At 71.6% G+C, this 24,313-nt stretch carries 16 protein-coding genes and 1 pseudogene; 11 read left to right on the top strand and 6 right to left on the bottom strand.

Going from position 1 to position 24,313, the window contains the following annotated elements:
* Both DI269_RS20300 and DI269_RS20295 read right to left on the bottom strand, forming a co-directional pair.
* Window positions 1-252: pseudogene (locus tag DI269_RS20300) on the bottom strand (PQQ-binding-like beta-propeller repeat protein); the annotation flags it as partial.
* Window positions 253-380: 128 nt separating this feature from the next.
* Window positions 381-1,316, bottom strand: coding sequence for a hypothetical protein (locus tag DI269_RS20295; protein ID WP_198667587.1), 936 nt, complete (start codon window positions 1,314-1,316; stop codon window positions 381-383).
* A gap of 290 nt (window positions 1,317-1,606) precedes the next feature.
* Here DI269_RS20295 and gltB point away from each other — a divergent pair, with 290 nt between their 5' ends.
* From gltB to DI269_RS20265, 6 genes are all read left to right on the top strand, one after another.
* Window positions 1,607-6,151 (top strand): glutamate synthase large subunit, encoded by a 4,545-nt coding sequence (gene gltB / locus DI269_RS20290; RefSeq protein ID WP_112139211.1) that lies wholly within the window; start codon window positions 1,607-1,609, stop codon window positions 6,149-6,151.
* Window positions 6,144-7,613, top strand: a complete 1,470-nt coding sequence (locus DI269_RS20285) for a glutamate synthase subunit beta (RefSeq protein WP_112139209.1) — start codon at window positions 6,144-6,146, stop codon at window positions 7,611-7,613. The genes gltB and DI269_RS20285 overlap by 8 nt, the downstream gene beginning before the upstream one ends.
* A gap of 146 nt (window positions 7,614-7,759) precedes the next feature.
* The gene (gene pyk, locus DI269_RS20280) at window positions 7,760-9,169 is read left to right on the top strand and encodes a pyruvate kinase (RefSeq protein WP_112139207.1); all 1,410 of its coding nucleotides are present in this window, start codon (window positions 7,760-7,762) and stop codon (window positions 9,167-9,169) included.
* Window positions 9,170-10,063: an acyl-CoA thioesterase gene (locus DI269_RS20275; protein ID WP_112139206.1), complete on the top strand. Its 894-nt coding sequence runs from the start codon at window positions 9,170-9,172 to the stop codon at window positions 10,061-10,063.
* 205 nt (window positions 10,064-10,268) lie between these two features.
* The gene (locus DI269_RS20270) at window positions 10,269-12,446 is read left to right on the top strand and encodes an acyltransferase family protein (protein WP_112139205.1); all 2,178 of its coding nucleotides are present in this window, start codon (window positions 10,269-10,271) and stop codon (window positions 12,444-12,446) included.
* 95 nt (window positions 12,447-12,541) lie between these two features.
* Window positions 12,542-13,714: a sulfotransferase family protein gene (locus DI269_RS20265; RefSeq protein WP_112139203.1), complete on the top strand. Its 1,173-nt coding sequence runs from the start codon at window positions 12,542-12,544 to the stop codon at window positions 13,712-13,714.
* A gap of 11 nt (window positions 13,715-13,725) precedes the next feature.
* Here the strand turns inward: DI269_RS20265 and DI269_RS20260 are convergent, their stop codons facing one another.
* Complete coding sequence (locus tag DI269_RS20260) at window positions 13,726-14,229, bottom strand: GNAT family N-acetyltransferase (RefSeq protein WP_232822836.1); 504 nt, start codon at window positions 14,227-14,229, stop codon at window positions 13,726-13,728.
* Window positions 14,230-14,353: 124 nt separating this feature from the next.
* Here DI269_RS20260 and DI269_RS20255 point away from each other — a divergent pair, with 124 nt between their 5' ends.
* On the top strand, window positions 14,354-15,934 hold the full coding sequence (locus DI269_RS20255) for a family 43 glycosylhydrolase (RefSeq protein ID WP_198667586.1): 1,581 nt from the start codon (window positions 14,354-14,356) through the stop codon (window positions 15,932-15,934).
* Between the two features lie 108 nt (window positions 15,935-16,042).
* Entirely contained in the window at window positions 16,043-16,270 is a 228-nt protein-coding gene (locus DI269_RS20250; RefSeq protein ID WP_112139197.1) for a CsbD family protein, read from the top strand.
* Window positions 16,271-16,324: 54 nt separating this feature from the next.
* Here the strand turns inward: DI269_RS20250 and DI269_RS20245 are convergent, their stop codons facing one another.
* Window positions 16,325-17,389, bottom strand: a complete 1,065-nt coding sequence (locus tag DI269_RS20245; protein WP_112139195.1) for a LacI family DNA-binding transcriptional regulator — start codon at window positions 17,387-17,389, stop codon at window positions 16,325-16,327.
* Window positions 17,390-17,498: 109 nt separating this feature from the next.
* Window positions 17,499-20,411: a glycoside hydrolase family 2 TIM barrel-domain containing protein gene (locus DI269_RS20240; protein WP_112139193.1), complete on the bottom strand. Its 2,913-nt coding sequence runs from the start codon at window positions 20,409-20,411 to the stop codon at window positions 17,499-17,501.
* A gap of 382 nt (window positions 20,412-20,793) precedes the next feature.
* On the opposite strand from DI269_RS20240, the gene DI269_RS20235 reads away from it, so the two are divergent.
* Window positions 20,794-21,729: a DMT family transporter gene (locus DI269_RS20235; RefSeq protein WP_112139191.1), complete on the top strand. Its 936-nt coding sequence runs from the start codon at window positions 20,794-20,796 to the stop codon at window positions 21,727-21,729.
* Here DI269_RS20235 and DI269_RS20230 read toward each other — a convergent pair.
* On the bottom strand, window positions 21,726-22,277 hold the full coding sequence (locus DI269_RS20230; protein ID WP_157975117.1) for a hypothetical protein: 552 nt from the start codon (window positions 22,275-22,277) through the stop codon (window positions 21,726-21,728). The genes DI269_RS20235 and DI269_RS20230 overlap by 4 nt on opposite strands.
* 266 nt (window positions 22,278-22,543) lie before the next feature.
* On the opposite strand from DI269_RS20230, the gene DI269_RS20225 reads away from it, so the two are divergent.
* The gene (locus tag DI269_RS20225) at window positions 22,544-23,341 is read left to right on the top strand and encodes an SGNH/GDSL hydrolase family protein (protein WP_112139187.1); all 798 of its coding nucleotides are present in this window, start codon (window positions 22,544-22,546) and stop codon (window positions 23,339-23,341) included.
* A 95-nt stretch (window positions 23,342-23,436) separates the two neighbouring features.
* Window positions 23,437-24,216 carry an SGNH/GDSL hydrolase family protein gene (locus DI269_RS20220; RefSeq protein WP_112139185.1) on the top strand — a complete coding sequence of 260 codons (780 nt, stop codon included), beginning with the start codon at window positions 23,437-23,439 and terminating at the stop codon, window positions 24,214-24,216.
* Window positions 24,217-24,313: the final 97 nt, after the last annotated feature.

The following is a 24,313-nucleotide window of genomic DNA, read 5'->3' as shown; positions in this document are numbered from 1 at the left end:
CTGGAAGGCGCCGGTGGGCTGGGGCGCGGGCTGGCCGGGCACGTAGCCGGGCGCGCCGGGCGAGTAGGGGGTGCCGGGCGGGGCGGAGCCGGGCTGGACGTTCAGCGGCGGGTTGCCGTAGCCGGTGCCGGGGCCGTACACGTCGGGGCGCGAGTACGGGTCGGCGTCGGTCGTGTAGTGCTGGGGCGCCGAGGGCTGGCCGTATCCCGGCTGCTGCGAGGGGTCGAAGGGGTTCGGGGGCGGGTAGGTCATGGCGGCTCTCCGTCGGGTGGCCGTGCTCGGGGCGGTTCCCCTCCATCATATTGCGCCCCGGCGAGGGCCCTGTAGACGAGAAGAGGGCCGCCCCCGCAGTGCGGGAGCGGCCCTCGAAGACGCGTCGTCTAGACGTTGTCGCTGGAGCAGTACGCGCCCCAGATGAGCCCGTCGCCGCCGATCAGCGACGTGGCGTAGTAACTGGAGTTCGGGCAGCCGCCGAGCGCCGTCGTGTAGTCCCAGGTGGACTCCTCGACCGGCGGGTCGTAGGTCTCGACCTCTTCGACGGTGTAGAGCGCGCCCGGGGCCGAGCAGTCGATCTTCAGGCCGTTGCCGTCGGTGCAGTCGCCGGTGGTCGGGGTGATCGGGAGCGCGCCGTCGGCGTTCTCCTTCTCGATGGCGGTCAGGCACAGCAGGTAGTCCACCGCGCCGCCGTCCCAGTCGTACACGTAGAAGTAGGACTGCCAGACCTCGCCGAAGGCCCCGCGCAGCGCCACGGCGCCGCACTCGGTCTCGATGCCGGTGTACTCCTCCAGCTCGCCGAGCGAGTCGGCGCGCAGGTCGGGGTTGTCGACGACCTTGTTGACGGTCCAGTACGCCTCGGCCGCGTCGCACCCGGCGGTGAGGCCGGCGGTCGGGTCCGTGTCGGTGGACGTGGTGGTCGTGGTCAGGTCCTCGACCAGGCAGTCGCCTTCGGCGACCGACGCCGAGGTGTCGGAGTCGGTCAGGTCGTCGAGGGCGTCGCCGGCGTCGCCGTCGTTCGCGACGAAGCGGATGATGAACCAGATGCCCAGGCCGAGGACGACCAGGACCGCCGGGACGATCTTCCAGACGAGGTTGCCGCCGCCTCCGCCCGAGGGCGGGATCGGCGGGGGAGCGCCGTAAGGGCCGCCGGGCGTTCCGGGGGGCGGCGGGTAGCCGGGCTGCTGGCCGTAGCCGGGGGGCTGGGAGGGCTGCCCGTAACCGGGCTGCTGCGGCTGAGGGGCGTACCCGCCCGGCTGCTGCGGCGGGTAGCCCGGCTGCTGCGGCTGCTGTCCGTAGCCTGGGGGCGGGGGATAGGTCATTGGTGAAAGGCTCCTTGCGAAAGTACTCTGATTGAGGGGTGCCTGCACGGGATGGGCACCGTGCGATATGGGATCACTCTAACGACCCGCATCCACCGGCCCGCACGGCCCGGCGGCACTTGTCCGGGCGGCTGTTACACCCTCATTACACGCCGGTTGCGCGCTTCCTGAGGGCTCGTTCAGAAAAACCGCCCGACCTGCTCGGATCGTAGGACGATGGTGTCCGATAGATGAGCGATGCATTACACTCGCCTGACACTTTGCATTCGCTCGGGCCGACGTCGTCCCGTATGAAACACCGCTGTGCTCCAGCGCCCCCACCTGCTGCGAGCGCTCGACGACGAAGGAGGCCACGGTTGGTTTCTGCCCTGCACACCGAACCCGGTCTTTACCGCCCCAACTGGGAACACGACGCCTGCGGCGTCGCCATCGTCGCGGACATGCAAGGCCGGGCCGCCCACGACGTCATCGAGCGGGGCCTGTCCGCGCTCGTGCGCATGGAGCACCGCGGCGCCACCGCCCCCGACCCCGACTCGGGCGACGGCGCGGGCATCATGCTGCAGATCCCGGACGCCTTCTACCGCGACGCGGTCGGCTTCGCCCTCCCCGCCGCCGGCCACTACGCCGCCGGCCTCGTCTTCACCCCCGAAGGGGACGACGAGACCCTGCGCGCCCGCGCGATCGTCGAGAAGTACGCCGTGGCCGAAGGCTGCCGCGTCCTCGGCTGGCGCGACGTGCCCACCGACCCGTCCGGGCTCGGCGCCGCCGCGGCCGCCTGCAAGCCCCGCGTCTCCCAGGTGTTCCTCGCCGCCGAGGACGCCCTCGCCTCCGGGATCGAGCTCGACCGGCTCGCGTTCTGCGTGCGCAAGCAGGCCGAGCGCGAACTGCGCGAGCGCCACCTCGACGGCGCCGCGATCGTCACGCTCTCCTCCCGGACCGTCGTCTACAAGGGCATGCTCACCCCCGCGCAGGTCCCGCAGTTCTACCCGGAGCTCGCCGACGAGCGCCTGACCTCCGCGATCGCGCTGGTCCACTCCCGGTTCTCCACCAACACGTTCCCGTCGTGGCCGCTGGCCCACCCGTTCCGGATGGTCGCCCACAACGGCGAGATCAACACGATCCGCGGCAACCGCAACTGGATGACCGCCCGCCAGGCCGAGCTCGCGACCGCGGCCCTGCCCGGGCGCCTGCGCCGCCTGTTCCCGATCAACACCCCGAACGGGTCCGACTCGCTCAACTTCGACGAGGTCGTCGAGCTGCTGCACCTGGGCGGGCGCAGCCTGCCCCACGCGATGCTCATGATGATGCCGGAGGCGTGGGAGCACAACGCGACCATGGACCCCAAGCGCCGCGACTTCTACCGCTACCACGCCTCGATCATGGAGCCGTGGGACGGACCGGCCGCGGTCTGCTTCACCGACGGCACGCAGATCGGCGCGGTCCTCGACCGCAACGGCCTGCGCCCCGCCCGCTGGTGGCGCACCACCGACGACCTCGTCGTCCTCGCCTCCGAAGCCGGGGTCGTCGACATCGACCCCGCGAAGGTCGCCCAGAAGGGCCGCCTGGAGCCGGGCCGCATGTTCCTGGTCGACACCGAGGCCGGGCGCATCGTCGACGACGAAGAGGTCAAGGACGCCCTCGCCAAGGAGCACCCCTACGGGGACTGGCTCCACGCCGGGCTCATCCGCCTCGAAGAGCTCCCCGAGCGCAAGCCGCGCACCTACGACGCCGAGTCCGTGCGCCGCCGCCAGCTCACCTTCGGGTACACCGACGAGGAGCTGCGCATGTTCCTCGCCCCCATGGCCGCCAAGGGCGAAGAACCCCTGGTGTCCATGGGCTCGGACACCCCCATCGCCGGGCTCTCCAAGCGCCCCAAGCTCCTGTTCGACTACTTCACGCAGCTGTTCGCGCAGGTCACCAACCCGCCGCTGGACGCCATCCGCGAGAAGCTCGTCACCGCGCTCGGGACCACCGTCGGCCCCGAGGGCAACCTCCTCGAACCCGGCCCGCACTCCTGTCGCCAGATCGAGCTGGCCCGCCCCGTCCTGTCGAACGAGGAGCTCGCGAAGATCCTCCACATCGACGAGGACGGCGACATGCCCGGCTTCCAGGCCGTGCGCGTCTCCGGGGTCTACAAGGCCCGCCACGGCTCCCGCGGGCTCAAGGACCGCCTGGTCGAGATCTGCCGCCACGTCTCCGAGGCCATCGAGGACGGCGTGCGCATCCTCGTCCTCTCCGACCGCGACTCCACCGCCGACCTCGCGCCGATCCCCTCGCTCCTGCTCACCGCCGCCGTGCACCAGCACCTCGTGCGCGAGCAGACCCGCACCAAGGTCGCGCTCCTGGTCGAGACCGGCGACTGCCGCGAGGTCCACCACGCCGCGGTCCTCCTCGGCTACGGCGCCGCCGCGATCAACCCGTACCTCGCGTTCGACTCCGTCGAGGAGCTGTGCGCGCAGGGCGTCGTCGACGCCGAACCGGCCCAGGCGATCGAGAACTACATCAACGCGCTGTGCAAGGGCGTGCTCAAGGTGATGTCGAAGATCGGCATCTCCACGATCGCCTCCTACACCGGCGCGCAGATCTTCGAGGCCGTCGGCCTCGACGCCGACTTCGTCGACCGCTACTTCACCGGCACCGACTCCCTCGTCGGCGGCATCGGCCTCCAGACCCTCGCCAAAGAGGTCGCCGAGCGCCACCGCGCCGCCTACGAGCGCACCGTCGAGGCCTCCGAGCCGCTGCCCCCGGGCGGCGACTACCAGTGGCGCCGCGAAGGCGAAGTGCACCTGTTCAACCCCGAGACGGTGTTCCTGCTCCAGCACGCCACCCGCTCGGGCCAGTACGAGGTCTTCAAGCGCTACACCGGGAAAGTCAACGCCATCGCCGCCGACTCCGGTCTGCTGCGCGGCATGCTCGGCTTCGACGACTCGCGTGCCCCCGTCCCGCTCGACGAGGTCGAGCCCGTCGAGACCATCGTCAAGCGCTTCCACACCGGCGCGATGTCCTACGGCGCCCTCTCCAGTGAGTCCCACGAGACGCTCGCCATCGCCATGAACCGCCTCGGCGGGCGCTCCAACTCCGGCGAGGGCGGCGAGGACGTCGACCGCCTCTACGACCCCGAGCGCCGCTCGGCGATCAAGCAGGTCGCCTCCGGCCGCTTCGGCGTCACCTCCGAGTACCTGGCCACCGCCGACGCCATCCAGATCAAGATGGCGCAGGGCGCCAAGCCCGGCGAAGGCGGCCAGCTGCCCGGCAACAAGGTCCACCCGTGGATCGCCAAGACCCGCAACGCCACCCCGGGCGTGGGCCTCATCAGCCCGCCCCCGCACCACGACATCTACTCCATCGAGGACCTCGCCCAGCTCATCCACGACCTCAAGCACGCCGGCGGCGGCGACGCCGAGGTCCACGTGAAGCTGGTCTCCGAGGTCGGCGTCGGCACCGTCGCCGCGGGCGTCTCCAAGGCCAAGGCCGACACCATCCTCATCTCCGGCTACGACGGCGGCACCGGCGCCTCCCCGGCCAACTCGATCAAGCACGCGGGCACCCCGTGGGAGATCGGCCTCGCCGAGGCCCAGCAGACCCTCATCCGCAACGGCCTGCGGGACCGCGTCCGCCTCGAAGTCGACGGCGCCATGAAGACCGGCCGCGACGTCGTCGTCGCCGCGCTCCTCGGTGCGGAGGGCTTCGGCTTCGCCACCGCCCCGCTCGTGGTCGCCGGCTGCGTCATGATGCGCGTGTGCCACCTCGACACCTGCCCCGTCGGCGTCGCCACCCAGGACCCGGTCCTGCGCCAGCGCTACACCGGCGACCCGGCGTTCGTCGAGAACTTCTTCCGCTACATCGCCGAGGAAGTCCGCGAGCACCTCGCCGAGCTCGGCTACCGCACCCTCGACGAGGCCATCGGTAACGTCGAACGGCTCCAGCAGATCCCCGCGCCCGGCCGCAAGGCCGCCCGCGTTGACCTCGCCAACGTCATCGCCGCGCCCGTCGCCGGCCCGCGCGTCCAGGCCACCGTCCAGGACCACGGCGTCGCCGACACCCTCGGCGCCAAGCTCGTCGACCTCGTCCGCCCCGCCGTCGAGCACGGCGAGAAGATCGAGGCCGACCTGCCCATCCGCAACACCGACCGCTCCGTCGGGGCGCTGCTGGGCGCCGCGGTCTCCCGCGCCCACCGCGAGGGCCTGGCCGACGACTCGGTCAAGATCACCTTCCGCGGCACCGCCGGGCAGTCCTTCGGCGCGTTCCTCACCCGGGGCGCGACGTTCAAGCTCGTCGGCGACGCCAACGACTACGTCGGCAAGGGCCTCTCGGGCGGGCGCCTCGTGCTCGCCCCCGACGCCGGGGCCCCGTTCAAGGCCGAGGACAACGTCATCGCCGGGAACACGCTCCTGTACGGGGCGACCTCCGGCGAGGCGTACATCCGCGGGAAGGTCGGCGAGCGCTTCGCCGTCCGCAACTCCGGGGCCGTCGCCGTCGTCGAGGGCGTGGGCGACCACGGCTGCGAGTACATGACCGGCGGCACCGTCCTCGTCATCGGCTCCACCGGCCGCAACTTCGCGGCTGGCATGTCCGGGGGCGTCGCCTACGTGTGGCGCCTGGACGAGTCGCGCACCAACACCGCGCTGGCGGACCTGGACCCGCTGTCGGCCTCCGACATCGACCTGGTCCACTCGCTGCTGCTGCGCCACGGCCGGGCCACCGGCTCGGAGGTCGCTGCGGAGCTGCTCGGCAACTGGCCCAAGGCCGCCAGCGGCTTCACCAAGGTCATCCCGCGCGAGTACAAGGCCGTTCTCGCCCTCCAGCAAGCCCAGACGGAGGCCGCCAATGCCTGACCCGAGTGGATTCCTCGAACACCAGCGCGAGGTGCCGAAGAAGCGCCCGATCCCGGTGCGCATCCTCGACAACCGCGAGGTGTACACCCGCACGACGAACCAGCTCGTGAAGGCCCAGGCCTCGCGGTGCATGGACTGCGGGATCCCGTTCTGCCACAACGGCTGCCCGCTGGGCAACCGGATCCCGGAGTGGAACGACCTGGCGCGCACCGACCGGTGGGGCGCGGCGATCGAGCAGCTGCACGCGACGAACAACTTCCCGGAGTTCACCGGCAGGCTGTGTCCGGCGCCGTGCGAGGCCGCGTGCGTCCTGGGGATCGGCGACGACCCGGTGACCATCAAGAACATCGAGGTCGAGATCATCGACCGGGCGTTCGACGACGGCAACGTCGAGGCGCGCCCGGCGGCGTTCGCCACCGGCAAGTCGGTGGCGGTCGTCGGCTCGGGCCCGGCGGGCCTGGCCGCGGCCCAGCAGCTGGCCCGCGCGGGCCACTCGGTCACGGTGTACGAGCGCGACGACTCTCCGGGCGGGCTGCTGCGCTACGGCATCCCCGACTTCAAGCTGGAGAAGCACCACATCGACCGCCGCGTGGCCCAGATGGAGGCCGAGGGCGTGGAGTTCCTGTGCGACGTGAACGTCGGCGTGGACCTCACGGCCGCGGACCTGCGCGAGCGCCACGACGCGGTCGTCCTGGCCGTGGGCGCGCTCGAAGGGCGCGAGACCGACCAGCCGGGGCGCGACCTCGCCGGGATCCACCAGGCGATGGAGCACCTCGTGGGCGCCAACCAGGTCGCGGCGGGCAAGGCCCCGTTCGCGCCGATCGACGCCAAGGGCAAGCACGTGGTCATCATCGGCGGCGGCGACACCGGCGCGGACTGCCTGGGCGTGGCCCACCGGCAGGGCGCGGCCTCGGTCCGCCAGCTCGACCTGTACCCGATGCCCCCGTCGGACCGCGACGACGTGAAGGACCCGTGGCCGACGTGGCCGGTCATCGTCCGCAACTACCCGGCGCACGAAGAGGGCGGGGAGCGCAACTACGGCTCGGCCGCCGCGGAGTTCGTCGGGGACGAGCACGGGCACGTGCGCCAGATGCGCCTCTCGGAGGTCACCGTCGACAAGTCCCAGGGCCGGCGCGACGTCGTCCCGGTGCCGGGGACCGAGCGGCTCGTGCCCGCCGACCTCGTGCTCCTGGCGATCGGGTTCGCCGGGACCGAGGACCAGCCGCTGCTGCGCCAGTTCGGGATCGAGCGGACGCGGCGCAACGTGATCGACTGCGGCGAGGACTGGCAGACGGACGCGCCCGGCGTGTTCGTCGCGGGGGACGCCCACCGGGGCGCCTCGCTCATCGTGTGGGCGATCGCCGAGGGCCGCGCCGCGGCCGCCGCGGCGCACCGCTACCTCGGCGGCCAGACGGCGCTTCCGGCGCCCGTTTCGGCCTCCGCGCAGCCGCTCGCGGCATAACGCCAATAGGCGGAATTGAGCGCAGTGAATATGCCTCTGCGCTCAATTCCGCCTACGTTCATTGTGCATTTCCAGAACCGTGAATTGCAGCTCTCAACTGCGGTGACCCCCTGAGTGCGAGTGGGCGTCCGATATACCATCGCAGGGTGACTCGTAGAGCAAAAATCGTCTGCACCATCGGGCCTGCGACCGCCACGCCCGAGCGCATGGCCGGCCTGATCGACGCGGGGATGAACGTCGCCCGCATGAACTTCTCCCACGGCGCCCAGTCCGACCACGAGGCCGTGTACCAGATGGTGCGCGAGGCCGCCGCGGCCGCCGGGAAGCCCGTCGCGATCCTCGCCGACATGCAGGGCCCCAAGATTCGCCTGGGCACCTTCGCCAACGGTTCCGAGCAGTGGAACGCCGGCGACCGGATCAAGATCACCTCCGACGACGTCGAGGGCACCCACGACCGCGTCTCCTGCACCTACAAGAAGCTCCCGGGCGAGGTCTCCAAGGGCGACCGCCTCCTGGTCGACGACGGCAAGCTGGCGCTGGAAGTCCTCGGCGCCGACGACACCGACGTCGAGTGCCTGGTCGTCGAGGGCGGCCCGGTCTCGAACAACAAGGGCCTGTCCCTGCCGAACGTGGCGATCTCCGTCCCGGCGCTGTCCGAGAAGGACATCTCGGACATGAAGTTCGCCCTGAACCTCGGCGTGGACCTCATCGCGATGTCGTTCGTGCGCACCCCCGACGACGTCCGCCTGGGCCACAAGGTCATGGACGAGGTCGGCGTGCGCCGCCCGATCATCGCGAAGGTCGAGAAGCCCGAGGCCGTCGCGCGCCTCGAAGAGATCGTCCTGGCCTTCGACGGCGTCATGGTCGCCCGCGGCGACCTGGGCGTCGAGATGCCCCTCGACGAGGTCCCGATCGTGCAGAAGGAGATCGTGCGCCTCTGCCGCGAGAACGCGAAGCCGGTCATCGTCGCCACCCAGATGCTCGACTCGATGATCGAGAACGCCCGCCCGACCCGCGCCGAGGTCTCCGACGTCGCCAACGCCGTCCTCGACGGCACCGACGCCGTGATGCTCTCCGGTGAGACCTCGGTCGGCAAGTACCCGATCGGCACCGTCCGCACCATGGCGAAGATCGTGGAGACCACCGAGGGCGGGCCCATCGGCCTGCGCGAGCTGCTCCACGACCCGCGCACCAAGTCCGGCGCCGTCACGCACGCCGCGGCCGAGATCGCCGACGCGATCGGCGCGAAGGCCCTCGTCGCGTTCACCCAGACCGGTGACACCGTCAAGCGCCTGGCCCGCCTGAAGCCGAACCGCCCGATCTACGGCCTCACGCCGATCGAGTCGGTCCGCAACCAGATGGCGCTGTCGTGGGGCACCGACTCCTACCTCGTCGAGCACGTCGACCACACCGACGCGATGTTCACGCTGGTCGACAAGACGCTCCAGGAGCACCACCTGGCCGCCCCCGGCGACCTGGTCGTCATCGTGGCGGGCACCCCGGCGGGCACGCCGGGCTCGACCAACACGGTCCGGGTCCACCAGATCGGCTCCTAGATGGTCGAGGTCCTGGTGGGACAGGACGCCGTGGACTCGCTCCTCGGCGTCCTCGACCTGGAGCGCATCGACGCCGGCCTGTTCCGCGGGCCGCGCGCCGGGGTCGGCCTCCAGCGGGTGTTCGGCGGCCAGGTCGCCGGGCAGGCGCTGGTCGCGGCCGGGCGCACCGTCCCGGCCGACCGGCGCGTGCACTCCCTGCACGGGTACTTCGTGCGCCCCGGCGACTCGACGAAGCCGATCATCTACCAGGTCGAGAACATCCGCGACGGCCGCTCGTTCTCGGTGCGGCGCACGGTCGCCCTCCAGAACGGCCAGATGATCTTCTTCATGTCGGCGTCGTTCCACACCGGCGAGCCGGGCCTGGAGCACGCCGACGCCGCCCCGGGCGACCTGCCCGACCCCGAGTCGATCCCGCCGCTGAGCCAGCAGCTCAAGTCGCACCCGGACCGCCTGGGCATGTGGGCGCGGGTGCCGCGCCCGATCGACGTGCGGTACATCGGCGGCTCGGGCTTCTCCGCCTCGGGGGAGCGCCCGGCGCTGGAGCACCAGCGGGTGTGGATGAAGGCCGACGGGAAGCTCCCCGACGACCCGCTCATCCACGTGTGCGTCCTGACGTACGCCTCGGACCTGACGCTGCTGGACTCGGTCCTGTCGCGCCACGGCGCGGTCTGGGGCCCCGGCGGCTACCTGGGGACGAGCCTGGACCACGCCCTGTGGTTCCACCGCCCGTTCCGGTTCGACGACTGGATCCTCTACGACTCGCTCTCCCCGACCGCGGCCGACGGCCGCGGCCTGGCCCAGGGCCGCTTCTTCGACGCCGACGGCCTGCACATCGCCTCGGCGACCCAGGAGGGCCTGCTGCGCCAGACCCCCGAGGCGCCCGGCGTCCCGTAAGGCGCCGTCCCGTCCTCCGGGACGGGTCTCACTCGCGGTAATCGACCCCCTTGAGACTGATTTCACCGGTTTCAAGGGGGTCGGTCCGTATAAGAACCGAATGCTATGGTCGGCGTTCGTCCCCGGTACCCATCCCCATCGCCAGAGGCCGGTCCTGCCCGACCGGCGAGTCCCTGCCCGGTGAACCATTGCGGAGACCCGATATATGCGTCTGACCAACGCGAACACATCGGCGGCGTCCCCCGACGCCGCCCCCATGACCGAAGCGGCCGCCCCGGCCGCCGCAACCGAGGCCACCAGTGCGCGTCCCAGCCACTGGAGACCCGACATCGAGGGCCTCAGAGCCCTCGCCGTCGGCGCCGTCATCGCCGCCCACATCGGCTTCTTCTACTCAGAAGGCGGCTTCATCGGCGTCGACGTCTTCTTCGTCATCTCCGGCTTCCTCATCACCTCGCTGCTGCTGCGCGAGATGGACCGGACCGGCACGATCTCGATCACCGGCTTCTACGCCCGCCGCGCCGTGCGCCTCCTGCCCGCCGCGGCCGTCGTCCTGGCCGCGACGCTCGCCGCCGCCTGGTTCTGGCTGCCGCGCACCAGACTCCACGACATCGCCACCGACGCCGCGGCCGCCGCGCTCAACGTCGTCAACATCCGCCTCGCCCGCGAAGGCACCGACTACCTCAACGCCGACGCCGCGCCCTCCCCGCTCCAGCACTTCTGGTCGCTCGCGGTCGAGGAGCAGTTCTACCTGCTGTGGCCGCTGCTGCTGCTCGCGATCGCGTTGGTCGCCAAGCGCATCTGGGGCGGGCGCTTCGCCCGCGCCGGCCACCTGAGGCGCCGCCGCACCACCGCCGTCGCCCTCGTCCTCGCCTGCGTCGGCGCCGCCTCGCTCTACCTGAGCGCCACCCAGTCCGGGCCCGACCCCGTCTGGTCCTACTTCGGCATCCACACGCGCGCATGGGAACTCGCCGCAGGCGCCGGCGTCGCCGTCGCGGCGAACCGGCTGCGGCGCCTCCCCGCCTGGGCCGCCGCCCCGCTCTCGTGGGCCGGCCTCGGCCTCGTCGTCGCCTCCGTCTTCCTCATCGACGAGCGCACCACGTTCCCCGGCACCGCCGCGATCCTCCCCGTCGCCGGGACGGCCCTCGTCATCGCCGCCGGCTGCGCCCCGCACCGCTTCGGCGCACGCCTTATCCTCGGCATCGCGCCCGCGCAGTACGTCGGGAAGATCTCCTACGGCCTGTACCTGTGGCACTGGCCCCTGGTCATGATCGGCCCCGCCGTCCTCGGCCTTGAGGAGCCGCGCCTGCGCCACTACCTGGTGCTCATGGCCGCCGCGTTCCTCCTCGCCGTCGCCACCTTCCACCTCGTGGAGAACCCGATCCGCACTCGCCGCACCCTCGTCCAGGTCCCCTCGCGGGCCCTCGCGATGGGCGGCGGGCTCATCACCGCCGCGCTGGCCCTGTCGATCCTCGCCTCGCTCCAGCCGATGCCGACCGCCTCCAACGAGGAGGCCGCCGAGATCACCGGCGACGAGGCGACCGTGTGGGAGCTCCTCGACGAATCCTCCGATGTGGACGTCGTTCCGGCGAACCTCACGCCCGCGCTCGAAGACGCCCGCCTCGACGAGCCCGCCCTCTACGACGACGGCTGCGTCGTCGAACGCGACGACCCCGCCGTCAACGAGGACTGCTGGTACGGCGACCCCGACGGCGAGAAGACCCTCGTCCTCTTCGGCGACTCCCATGCCGCCCAGTGGTTCCCGGCCCTCAACCAGCTCGCCGAAGCCTCCGGCTGGCGCCTGCTCGCCATGACCAAGGCCGCCTGCTCCGTCCCCGACGTCGCCGAATACGACCCGAAGCTCCAGCGCGAGTACACCGAGTGCCCCGAATGGAAGGACGGCGTCTACGACCTCCTCGACGAGATCCGGCCCGACGCCGTCGTCGCCGCGACCTACGACGAGAAGGAGGTCATCGCCGACGACCCCGACCAGGCCTGGACCGACGGCTGGGTCGACAGCGTCGAGCGCCTCGAAGCGTCCACCGACGAGGTCTACTACCTCGCCGACAACCCCGACCTCGGCGAAGACGTCCCCGACTGCCTCGCCGCCAACCCCGAGGACGCCAGCACCTGCGTCGGCCACCTCGACGACGCCCTCATCGAACCCGAACGCCGCCAAGCGGTCGAAGACGCCGTCGCCGACACCGGCGCCAACGTCGTCGACCCCGTCCCGTGGATCTGCGACGTCGACGAGGGCACCTGCCCCGTCGTGGTCGGCAACCTCCTGGTCTACCGCGACTCCAACCACCTCGCGGCCCGCTTCGTCGCCGAACTCGCGCCCCAGCTCGCCGCCGCCATCCCACTCGAACCCGCCCAGACGCAGTAGCAGACTGCACAGGCAGGCAGCCGAGGTGGGCCCGCAGTCGACCCGACTGTAGGCTCACCTCACTTTCTTAGTGGCACAAAAGGAGTCATATAGATATGGAGCGCGTCGCGCCCTGGCTCAGGGCCGTCAACACGGTCCTCACCCCCGCGATCGCGGGACGGCGCAAGAAGGTCGACCGCCTCATCGAACGCGCCGTCCGCGAAGCCGAGGACCGCACCAACTCCACCGCCCACGGCGACGACGAGTTCATCGAGGACATGCGCGTCCTCCTCACCGGCTACGCCGACGTCCCCGGCCTCACCCCCATGGGCTGGATCGGCGCCTCCCAGGAGATCACCGACCGCCTCGCGAACCACCTGCGCATCCGCAAACTCCACGCCCTCGACCCCGACATCGCCGACCAGCGCATCGACCGGCCCATCGTCATCACCGGCGTCCCCCGCACCGGCACCGCCGTCCTCCAGCGCCTCCTCGCCGCCCCCGACGCCCACCGCGCGCCCCTCCTCCACGAACTCCTGCACCCCGGCGACCTTGAAGACGGGCACCGCCGCACCGAACGCATGGTCGACGCCCAGCGCCGCGCCGTCCCCACCTTCGGCGGCATCTACGACATGCACCCCGACAAACCCGACTCGTGCGTCTGGGTCCTCCCGCACGGCATCGGCCACCTCGTCCGCGTCCACCCGCCCGGCTACGTCCAGTGGATGCTCGAACGCGACTACACCGCCGACTACCGCTACCTCAAGCAGACCCTCCAGGTCCTCCAGCACGGCCGGCCCCGCCGCCGCTGGGTCCTGCGCGCCCCCGCCCACCTGTGGAACCTCGGCGCCCTCATGAAGACCTTCCCCGACGCCCAGATCGTGTGGACCCACCGCGACCCCGCCACCGCCCTCGCCTCGCTGTGCTCCATGACCGAGACCGCCACCGCCCTCAACACCACCGACGCCGACCCCCGCGACATCGGCCGCATGTGGCTCGGCCTCTTCGCCACCGGCATCGACCGCGCCCGCGCCGAACGCGCCCGCCTCCCCGCCTACACCGTCCTCGACGTCCCCTACCGCCACCTCACCGGCCAGACCGAGCAACTCCCCGCCCTCTTCCAACGGCTAGGCGTCCAATGGGGACAATCCGAGCAGGACGCCCTCGACACCGCCAAGGCCGCCCGCCCCCACGGCCACCGCTACGACCTCGCCCGCTACGGCCTCGGCCAGGCGGAAGTCGACCATGCGCTGGCCGACTACAAGCGCATTTATGGCGGGTTTCTTTAAAGGCAGGGCCTCTAGAGCGTCAGGAAGAACGCCCACAGGTCGACGCCGGGCAACGGCGACCAGTCCAATTCCGGGGCCCGCTCGAACCCGAGCCGCCGGTAGATCCGGTGCGCGCCGACCATGGTCTGCTGCGAGCACAGCACGACCCGCTTCGTCCCCGCCTCGGCCCGCGCCCGCTCTACGCACGCGGCCGCCAGCGCCGACCCGACCCCGCGCCCGCCCGCTCCCGGATCGACCGCGAGCATCCGCACCTCGGCGTCCCCGTCCCCGCCCAGCTCCATCAGCGGACTCCCGGGAAACGCGATCGTCACCCCGCCCAGCACCCGTTCCCCGTCCACCGCGACGAGCACGGTCGCACTCCCGGCCCGATGCGCCACGTCCCGCAGACGCGGCGCGTACTGGTCGTCCAGACCCCCGATGAGGAACCCCCCGTCCAAGTACGCCTTCACGGTCAACGCCCCGAGCGCCTCGTACTCGCCCGGCAGCACCTCTCGGATCTCAAAGTCATCAGTCACCCGAGAATTCTGCCCCGCCCCCACGACATCCGCCATCCGCAACCCGACCGGGTTCCTCTACCGGGTTCGCCAGGCGTGGGAGAGCGCTTGCTTTTCTGGGGAATGCCAGGTTGAATCGGTTTCTATGACTGATGTGATCCGCAATCCGATCCTGTCCGGCTTCCATCCCGACCCGTCGGTCGTGCGGGTGGGGGAGGAGTACTTCGTGGCGACGTCGACGTTCGAGTGGGCGCCGGGGGTGCGGGTGCACCGGTCTCGGGACCTGCGGCACTGGGAGGAGGTCGGCGGGGTGCTCGGGGAGGAGCGGCTGCTCGACCTGGCGGGGGTGCCGGATTCGGCGGGGGTGTGGGCGCCGGACCTGACGTATGCGGGCGGGCGGTTCCACCTGGTGTTCTCGGTGGTGGACAACTACGCGTACGGGTACAAGGACTGCGCGAACTACCTGACGACGGCCGAGTCGGTGGAGGGGCCGTGGACCGATCCGGTGCGGTTGCCGGGGCGGGGGTTCGATGCGGCGCTGTTCCATGACGAGGACGGGTCGACGTGGCTGCTGAACATGGTGACCGGCTTCCGCGGCATCGAGATCCAGCGGCTGGAGGGCGGGAAGGCCGTCGGGGAGCCGGTGGTGATCCTGGATCACAGTCCGGCCGGGGTGACCGAGGGCCCGCATCTGTACAAGGTGGACGGCTGGTACGTCCTGCTGTGCGCCGAGGGCGGGACCGGGTTCAACCACGGCGCGGTCGTCGCGCGGTCGCGGGACCTGCTGGGGCCCTATGAGATCGACCCGAACGGGCCGCTCTTGACCTCGCGGGACAAGCTCGATCTGCCGCTTCAGAAGGCCGGTCACGGTTGCTTCGTGGAGACGCAGACCGGGGACTGGTACATGACCTATCTGACCTCGCGGCCCTACACCGAGGTCGAAGGCGTGATTCCCGACGACGCGCGCGAGCGCGATGCGACCGGCCGGTGCGTCCTGGGGCGCGAGACCGCGATCGCGAAGGTCGACTGGGTTGACGGCTGGCCCCGGATCGCCGGGGCCGCACCGGCACTCGAAGTGCCCGCGCCGGACCTGCCCGCCCATCCGCGGCCGGTGCGCGAGGACCGCGACGACTTCGACGGCCCGGCGCTCGATCCGCGCTGGAGCACCCTGCGCCGCCACGCCGGCCCCGAGTGGCTCGGCCTCGCCGAGCGGCCCTCGCACCTGCGGATCACCGGCGGCCAGTCGCCGTTCGGGAAGCGCACGCCGAGCCTGGTCGCGCAGCCGCTCACCGCGAAGCGCGGCGTGTTCGAGGCGAATGTCGAGTTCACCCCCGCCACGATTCATCAGAGCGCCGGCATCTGCGCTTACTACAACGCCTTCAACTGGTACTTCCTGCAAGTGTCCCTTGAGGACGGATCGCCGTGGCTGTCGCTCTCGTCGGCCGACCGCGGGCACCGCGACCAGGTCCGCATCGCGCCCGCGCCCCCGCGCCTGGACCTGCGCATCGAGTTCGACGGGCCCGTCCTGCGCTTCGCCTACGACGGCAAGGACACCGGCCTCGAACGCGACACCACGGTCCTGTCCGACGAGCACGCCACCTGGATCGAGAACGGTCTCGTCCACGCCTTCGGCTTCACCGGCGCGTTCGCCGGGCTCTGGGTCCAGGACCACGCCGCCGAAGGCGGCTTCGCCGACTTCGACTACGCCGCCTATTGCACCGACTGAATCCGCAGCTCAGCCCCGGAAGTTCACCCCGGCCGGAATGGCGCGGTGCATGATCGGGCGCCGAACGGGTATCCCGCAGGGGACCGCACCGAAGGGGGTACGGAAACCATGGGCGCTTTCGACAAAGCGAAGGACAAGGCCGAACAGCTCAAAGGCCGCGCCAAGGAAAAGCTCGGCGACGCGACCGACAACGAGAAGCTCGCCAACGAAGGCCGCGCCGACCAGCTCAAGGGCAAGGCGAAGGAAGAGTTGCACGACCTGCGCGAGCGGGCCGACGACAAGATCCACGACGCCAAGGAGCGCCTGACCGACAAGGATCGGGACGAGCGCCGCTAAGACGAACACGCGGGGCCGGGACTGAACCAGTCCCGGCCCCGCGCGGTGCGTCCCTTACTTCTTGCGCCGCGGCGGCGCCACCGTCTCCCGCACCACGATGTGGGTCCCGAGGACGACCTGGTCCTCCAGTTCGGGTCCCCTGTGGAGCGCCAGGCGCACCGCCTCGCGGCCCAGCTGCTCGTGCGGCACATGCACCGTCGTCAAAGCCGGAGTCAAATCCGAAGCGAGCGGGATGTCGTCGAAGCCGACGACCGACATCTCCTCGGGGACGCTGATGCCCGCCTCCCGCAGCGCCTTCAAGACGCCCGCGGCGACCATGTCGGTCGCGGCGAAGACCGCGGTGACGTCGTCGTGCTCGGCGATGAGCTTGCGCGTCAGCTCGTGCCCGCTCGCCTTGGAGAAGCTCCCGGGCAGGATGAGCGACTCGTCGACCTCGACGCCGTGGTCGGCGTGCGCCCGCTTGAAGCCGCGGATGCGCTCGTCGGTGGTGGTCAGGCCCTCGCCGAACCCCATGTAGGAGATGCGCCGGTGCCCGGCCGACAGCAGGTGCGAGGCCATCGCATAGGCGCCGCCCTCGTTGTCGTAGTGGACGACCGTGGCCGGGACGTCCGCGCCGGGGGAGGGCCGCCCGCATAGGACCAGGCGCGAGCCGGACCGGTCGAGCGCGGTCGCGAAGTAGCGCATGCGCTCGCGGTAGTGCTCGTTGTCCCAGGCGCCGCCGACGACGATCACGGCCTCGGCGTGCTGCTCGCGCATGAGCTCGACGACCGCCAGCTCCCGCTCGGGGTCGCCGTGCGTGGTGCACAGCAGGCACAGCCGCCCCTCGGAGGCCGCCTGCTGCTCGACGCCGCGCGCGATGTACGCGTAGAAGGGCCCCGTCACGTCGTCGACGACGAACGCCACCGTCTTCGTGGTCGCGCCCGCCAGGGCCCGGGCGTGCGCGTTGACCACGTAGTCGAGTTCGCGCATGGCGCGCAGCACCTTCGAGCGGGTCGCGGGCGCCACCGGGTAGTTCCCCGCGAGGACCCGCGAGACCGTCGGCACCGACACGCCCGCGCGGGCGGCCACGTCCCGGATGGTCGGGCGCTTGCCGGTCTCGGCGTTCGACTTCTTCGGCACAGGGGTCCTTCTCTCACCGGTTGGGATGCGACGGGTCCGCACTCAGGGTAGTTCACACGGTGGACACCCTCGGCGCGCGAACCCGCCGCACCCGCTTGTAGCAGCGTCCTTATTCGGTCACTTCGAAGCCCAGCGTGAACGCGCTCGGGCGCGGCAGCAGGCGGTGCTCGGGGAGCACGCCGGGGCCGCACGCGGCCGAGCCCATGCCCTGGAGTCCGGCGTCGAGGTTGACGTACAGGCGGTCGCGCTCGACCAGGTCGGTGCGGTGGCGCGCCGCTTCCAGGTCCTCGCTCGTCCACGGCCGCACCGTGAACGCGAAGTGCGGGGCCCCGTAGACCTTCAGGCTCCGGCCGCCGCCGGAGAGCGAGGCCCAGCGCACGTCGATGCGCGAGCCGTTCTCCTGCGGGAACACGTACGGGGTCTGGAGGCCGGCCACGGTCGACCGGAACCGGCCGACGCGGGCCGCGTCGCGGGTGTCGGTGTACGCCTCGCCGGGGCCGCCGCCGAACCAGGACACGTCGTCGAGGTCCTTCGGCAGCTCGGTGCGCACGCCCAGGCGCGGCAGCGGGAAGTCCCACTCGCCCTCGGGGTTCACCTCGACGGTGAGCCACAGCCGCCCGGCGGCGTGCCGCCACCGGTAGACCGCGCCCATGCCGATCTCGGCGCCGCCCGCGGCGACGCGGGTCGTCACGGTCAGCCCGTCGGTGCCCGTCTCGATGCCGAGGACCTTGTGCTCCAGGCGGTGCAGGCCCGCGGCCTCGCTCCGCCACTTGTCGGCGAGGGGCGCGTGCCACGACCGGAGGTCGTTGTCGGTGGGCGCCCGCCACAGGTCCAGCCGCGGACCGTCCAGCTCCAGGGAGCCGATCGCGGTGAGCCGCCCGAGCGCGTCGAACTCGGCGTTCGCGAGCCGGTAGCCGTCCCCGGCCGCCTCGGCGGGCGTGCCGCCGGACGGCGCCGGAGCGGCGGCCGCGGCGAGTTGCGCCTGGCCCCAGGCGATCTCGTGCCCGGCCTCGGCCCACGGCTCGTCCTTGGCGAGGACGGCCCGCACGGTCAGCCAGCGCTCCCCGCGCGCCTCGCCGAGTTCGGCGACGGGCGAGGGGAACTGGACGATCGCGGCGTTCCCGGGGGCGAGCGCGGGGAGGTCGAGGCGCCCGCTGTGCTCGGCGTCGCCGCCGTCCTCGACGGCCCACGTGAACTCCAGGTCGCCGGTGTCGGCGAAGTCGCGGAGGTTCTCGACGGTGATCCGGCCCGAGGCCGGGTCGACGGTGATGCGGACGGGCTCGACGACCTTCTTGAACTCGACGAGGCCGGGGGAGGGCTCGCGGTCGGGGAAGACGAGGCCGTCGACGACGAAGTTGCCGTCGTGGAGCGGCTCGCCGAAGTCGCCGCCGTAGGCGAACCACTCGCGGCCGTCCTCGGTGTGCATGCGCACGCCGTGGTCGATCCACTCCCAGATGAACCCGCCCTGGCAGCGCTCGTGCTGCTCGAACAGGCGCTGGTACTCGGTCATGCCGCCGGGGCCGTTGCCCATGGCGTGCGCGTACTCGCACAGGATGAACGGGATGTTCCGGCGGTGCTCGTCGAGCGCGGGGTCCTTCGTGGACGCCTCGGTCCGGTGCCCGATGCGGTCGGTCTCGGCGTGGTCGGCGTACATGCGGGAGTAGACGTCGACGTAGCCGGAGTCCCAGTCGCCCTCGTAGTGGATGGGGCGCGAGGGGTCGCGGTCCTTGGCCCACGCGGACATCGCGGCGAGGTTCTGTCCGGTGTGGGCCTCGTTGCCGAGGGACCACATGATGACCGAGGCGTGGTTCTTGTCGCGCTCGACCATGCGGGCCATGCGGTCGAGGTACGCGTCCCTCCACATCGGCTCGTCGCTGGGGTTGTTCCGCCAGTCGTAGAAGACGAACCCGTGGGTCTCCAGGTCGCACTCGTCGACGACCCACACGCCGATCTCGTCGCAGAGGTCGAGGAAGCGGCGGTCGGGCGGGTAGTGGCTGGTGCGGACGGCGTTGACGTTGTGGCGCTTCATGACCTCCAGGTCGCGGCGCATCGTCTCGACCGTCAGCGTTCGCCCGGTGTCGGGGTCCCATTCGTGGCGGTTGACGCCGCGCAGGAGGATCCGCTTGCCGTTGACCTTGAGCAGGCCGTTCTCGACCTTGACGGTGCGGAAGCCGATCCGCAAGTTGACGCGCTCGGTGTCGGTGGCGACGACCGCGTCGTACAGGCGCGGCGTCTCGGCCGTCCACGGCTCGACCGGGACGGTGACGCTCTCGCCCGCCGCGACGTCGATCCCCAGCTCGGCCACGGTGACGCGGGCGCCCTCGGGGGCCTCGACGCGCAGGGTGCCCTTGCCGGTGCGGTGGTCGTAGTCGGCGTGCGCGAACACGTCCTCGACGCCGCCGTCGGGGCGGTGGACGAGGGAGACGGGCCGGAAGATCCCCGACAGCCACCACATGTCCTGGTCCTCCAGATAGGAGGCCGAGGACCACTGGTGGACGCGGACGGCGACGGTGTTCTCGCCGGGCTTGAGGTACTCGGTGGCGTCGAACTCGGAGGGCAGGCGCGAGCCCTTGCCGTCGCCGAGCAGGGTCCCGTTGACCCACACCGCGAACGCGGAGTCGACGCCCTCGAAGCGCAGGACCGTGCGGCCGGTGGCCGGCCACTCAGCCGGAAGCGTGAAGGTGCGGCGGTACTCGCCGGTGGGGTTGGCGTCGGGGACGCGCGGCGGGTCGACCGGGAACGGGTAGACCACGTTCGTGTAGGCCGGCCTGCCGTAGGGGGCGTCGCCGTCGAGGTCGTGCATCTGCCACATCGACGGCACGGCGAGCGCGTCCCAGGCCCCGGCGTCGAAGGCCGGGTCCTCGAACCCGGCGGTGGTGTCGTGGAGCCCGGCGCCCAGCCGGAAGCGCCAGTCGCCGTCGAGGCTGAGCGCGGCGGCGTCGGAGGCCAGCGCCGCTCTCGGATCGCGTCGCCCGCTGCCGGGGCTAACGCTTTCCACATACGTGAAATCGGTCCGACTCATGAATCAGATTCCCTCTCCAGTAAGCGATCATTCCCGTCGAGCTGCCGCGCGCGAGCGCGGCCGCCTCGTCTCGGTTCGACGGGAGGGGTCCGACCATTGTCCGCCATGGTCCAGGCGGCCGCATCGGCCCCGGCCCGGCGTCGTACTTCCCGGACCGCTCGCATAGATACCGTTTTCTATCCTAGGGGTCCCACCCGCCCCGCTCAAGACCCGGGTGCCACTCGCGTCCCGCCCGGAATCGGTCGCTCCGACCCAGTCGATTCACAGATGCCCGACCTCGCCCGCCAGTGCTAAGTTCTCAGCGGCGCCGACCGCGCCGAGCCCGCGCCCGAAGCCGACCGCCCCCGGGCGCCCCGATGCCCACCTTGAGGAGCCTTCGCCGATGAGCGAGCGATTCCACACCCGCGCGGCGCTCGCCGTCGGCGTGACCGTCTTCTGCTGGGCCTCGGCCTTCGTCTCCATCCGCGACGCCGGCCGCCACCTCGACCCCGGCCCCCTGACCCTCGGCCGCGCCGCCGTCGCCGCCGTCGTCCTCCTCGCCGTCTGGGCCGTCCGCCGCGAAGGCCTGCCCGGCCGCCGCGCCTGGCCCGGCATCGCCACCGCCGGCGTCCTGTGGTTCGGCGTCTACATGGTCGCCCTCAACTGGGGCGAGCAGCTCGTCGACGCCGGCACCGCCGCGCTCATCGTCAACATCGGCCCCATCCTCATCGCGCTCCTCGGCGGCTGGATCCTCAAGGAGGGCTTCCCGCCCCGCCTGTACCTCGGCATCACCGTCGCCTTCGCCGGCGTCGCGGTCGTCTCGCTCTCCATGTCGCGCGACAGCGCCGCCTCCGTCCTCGGCGTCCTGCTGTGCCTCGTCTCGGCCGTCACCTACGCCATCAGCGTCGTCGTGCAGAAGCCCACGCTCCAGCACTGCTCCTCGCTCCAGTTCACCGCCTTCGGCAACGCCATCGCCGCGGTCCTGTGCCTGCCGTTCGCGCCCCGCCTGGTGCAGCAGCTCGGCGACGCCCCCACCTCGGCGACGCTGCACGTGCTCTACCTCGGCCTGTTCCCGACCGCGCTGGCCTTCCTGACCTGGGGTTACGCGCTGCGGTACACCACGGCCGGGAAGCTGGGGGCGACCACGTACGTCGTGCCCGCGATCGTGGTCGGCCTGTCCTGGCTGCTGCTGGGGGAGATCCCGACCTGGCTGACCATCGGCGGCGGCACGCTCGCGCTCGTCGGCGTGGCGATCTCGCGCTCGGGCGGGAAGTCCGGCAAGAAGGCGGCGCCGCCCGCGGCCCCGGCGGAGGAAGTGGCGCCGACCGCGAGCTCCTAAAGCTGTTCGGCGAAGCGGCCGAGGCGTTCCTTCCAGTCGGCCTTGGCCGCGGCGGCCGCCTCGGCCGAGCCGAGCTTCGCGATCTCGATCCCCACGATCGTCTTGTCGCCCTTGGCGGTCAGGTTCGCGTACACCTGGCTGCCGTCGGAGGCGTCGAAGCGCACCGACTTCGGCGGCGACGCACTGCGCTGGGTCAGCTCCAGGCCGCCGAGCCACGCGGCCTGGCGCTCGGGGTCGGCCAGGTGCTCGAACGCGGTGCCGATCGCGGCGGTCACGGTCTTGGACGCGCTGGCGCTGAACGTGCCGTCGGGGCGCTGCCCCGGCTCGCGCAGGCCGCGCTCCTGCTCGTACCCGACGGTGATCGACTGCGCCCACCACCCGTCGATCTCGAACTCGCTCACCAGCAACCGCGCGATCGCGGTGTGCCCGAGGTCGGCCGCGCCCCGCTCGTCGAGCAGGGCCAGCCACGTCTTCCAGTCCGCGCCGGTGCCCTCGATGAGGGCCTGGTCGGACATGCTCTCCCGCCGCCGCGCCGTCGATTCACCCATGGCCCCAGCCTAGGCCCGCAGGACGCCTGCGGCACCGCGTTCGCGGCCCTGCTCGACTCGCCCGAAGGCGGCCGCCCGCCGCCCGCCTCGCGTTCCCGCTGGCCCCGGGCGGTGTCACACCCTCCGGGTACTCTTGTGCCAGGGGTCCCTTAAGGGCGGATTTATCGCGATATAGCGGGATGTGTCAGTAAAACGGGGGTTTCCGGACTCGGGGTTCCGGTCGGGCAATACAGTTCCCTTTCGTACTGACTCGGAACGGAGCCCGAATGAACCCTGTGCGCCTCGCGGCCGCGGCCCTCGCCGCGTCCGCCGCCCTCGTCCTCCTGCCCGCCGCGGCCGAGGCGGCGCCGTGGCGCCTCGACTACGTCGCCCTTGGCGACTCGTACTCATCCGGCACCGGCGCGGGGGAGTACTTCGACCAGGAGTGCCTGCGCTCCGACCTCGCCTACCCCCGGCTTCTCGCCAACGGGCTCGGCGCCGACCTCGACTTCGCCGCCTGCTCCGGCGCGACCAGCGCCGACCTCCTCGCCGAGCAGCTCGGCGCCCTCGACGAGGGCACCGACCTCGTCACGGTCACCATCGGCGGCAACGACATCGGCTGGACCGAGGCCGTCGCCGCCTGCCTCACCCCGCTCACCAACTGTACCGACGAGATCGAGGCCTCCGAAGCCCTCATCCAAGTCGAGCTGCCGGGCCTGCTCGACGGCGTCTACGGCGCCGTCGCCGACCGCGCCCCCGACGCCGAGGTCCTCGTCCTCGGCTACCCGCGCCTGTTCAACGAGCGGCGCACCTGCGGCGCCCTCCAGCAGCCCTCGCTCGCCGAGCAGGCCCGCATGAACCAGGCCGCCGACCTCCTCGCCGACGTCCTCGCAAGCGCCGCAAGCGCACACGGATTCACCTATGTGGACGTCAGGGAGTCCTTCGCCGGGCACGCCGTCTGCGACGAGGTCCCCTACCTCCACGGCCTGCGCTACCCGACCGCCGAGTCCTACCACCCCAACGCCCTCGGCCACGCCAACGGCTACTACCCGGCCGTCGCCCGCGCAATAGAACGAGATGTGTAAATTTCCCGATTTGTTATCGTCGCGGGGTTCCCAACAAGTTACCGGCGAGTTCACAATGTGTGGCAAGTCTTCCCCCGACTCGCAAAGGACCCCCCATGGACCGACTCCGACGCGTCGCGACGATCGCCACGGCCGCGCTCGCCATGCTCCTCCTCGTCCCCGCCGCCGCCCACGCCCAGGGGCCCGAGTACGTCGCCCTCGGCGACTCGTACTCCTCCGGCTCGGGCGCCGGGCCCTACACCGACGCCGCCTGCCAGCGCTCGAACAAGGCCCACCCGGCCCTGCTCGCGGCCGAGCTCGGCGCCGACTTCACCTTCGTCGCCTGCGGCGGCGCGACCACCGGCGACGTCCTCGCCGAGCAGGTCCAGGCCCTCGAAGCCGGGACCGACCTCGTCACGATCGGCATCGGCGGCAACGACATCGGCTGGACCGACGCCGTCATCGCCTGCATCACCCCGTTCCAGAACTGCACGCCCGCGATCGTCGAGGCCGAGCGGCGCGCCACCCAGGAGCTGCCGGCGAAGCTCGACGCCGTCTACACCGAGATCGAGACCCGGTCCCCCGACGCCGAGGTCTACGTGACCGGCTACCCGCGGCTGTTCGCCGCCCGCAACACCTGCGACGCCCTCGGCTCCATCAGCATCGCCGAGCAGGTCCGCATGAACCAGGGCGCCGACCTGCTCTCGGGGGTCATCGAGGCCGCCGCCGAGGCGCACGGGTTCACCTATGTGGACGTCCGGGACGAGTTCACCGGCCACGAGATCTGCTCCCGCGCGCCCTGGCTGCACGGGTTCACGATCCTCGACGTCCCCTACCACCCGAACGCCGCCGGGCACGCCTCCGGCTACTACCCCGCACTGCTCGGCGCCCTCTAGGGGCCGCCGCGACGGAGGGCCCGGCGGACGCCGCCGGGCCCTTTCGCCGTTCGGGCGCACTCCCGGCGGCCCGGCGCAGCCGACCGCCGCCGCGCAC

The sequence above is a fragment of the Glycomyces dulcitolivorans genome (assembly GCF_003265355.1).
In the GTDB taxonomy this organism is placed as follows: domain Bacteria; phylum Actinomycetota; class Actinomycetes; order Mycobacteriales; family Micromonosporaceae; genus Glycomyces; species Glycomyces dulcitolivorans.
This window is presented reverse-complemented; position numbering and strand designations above follow the sequence as displayed.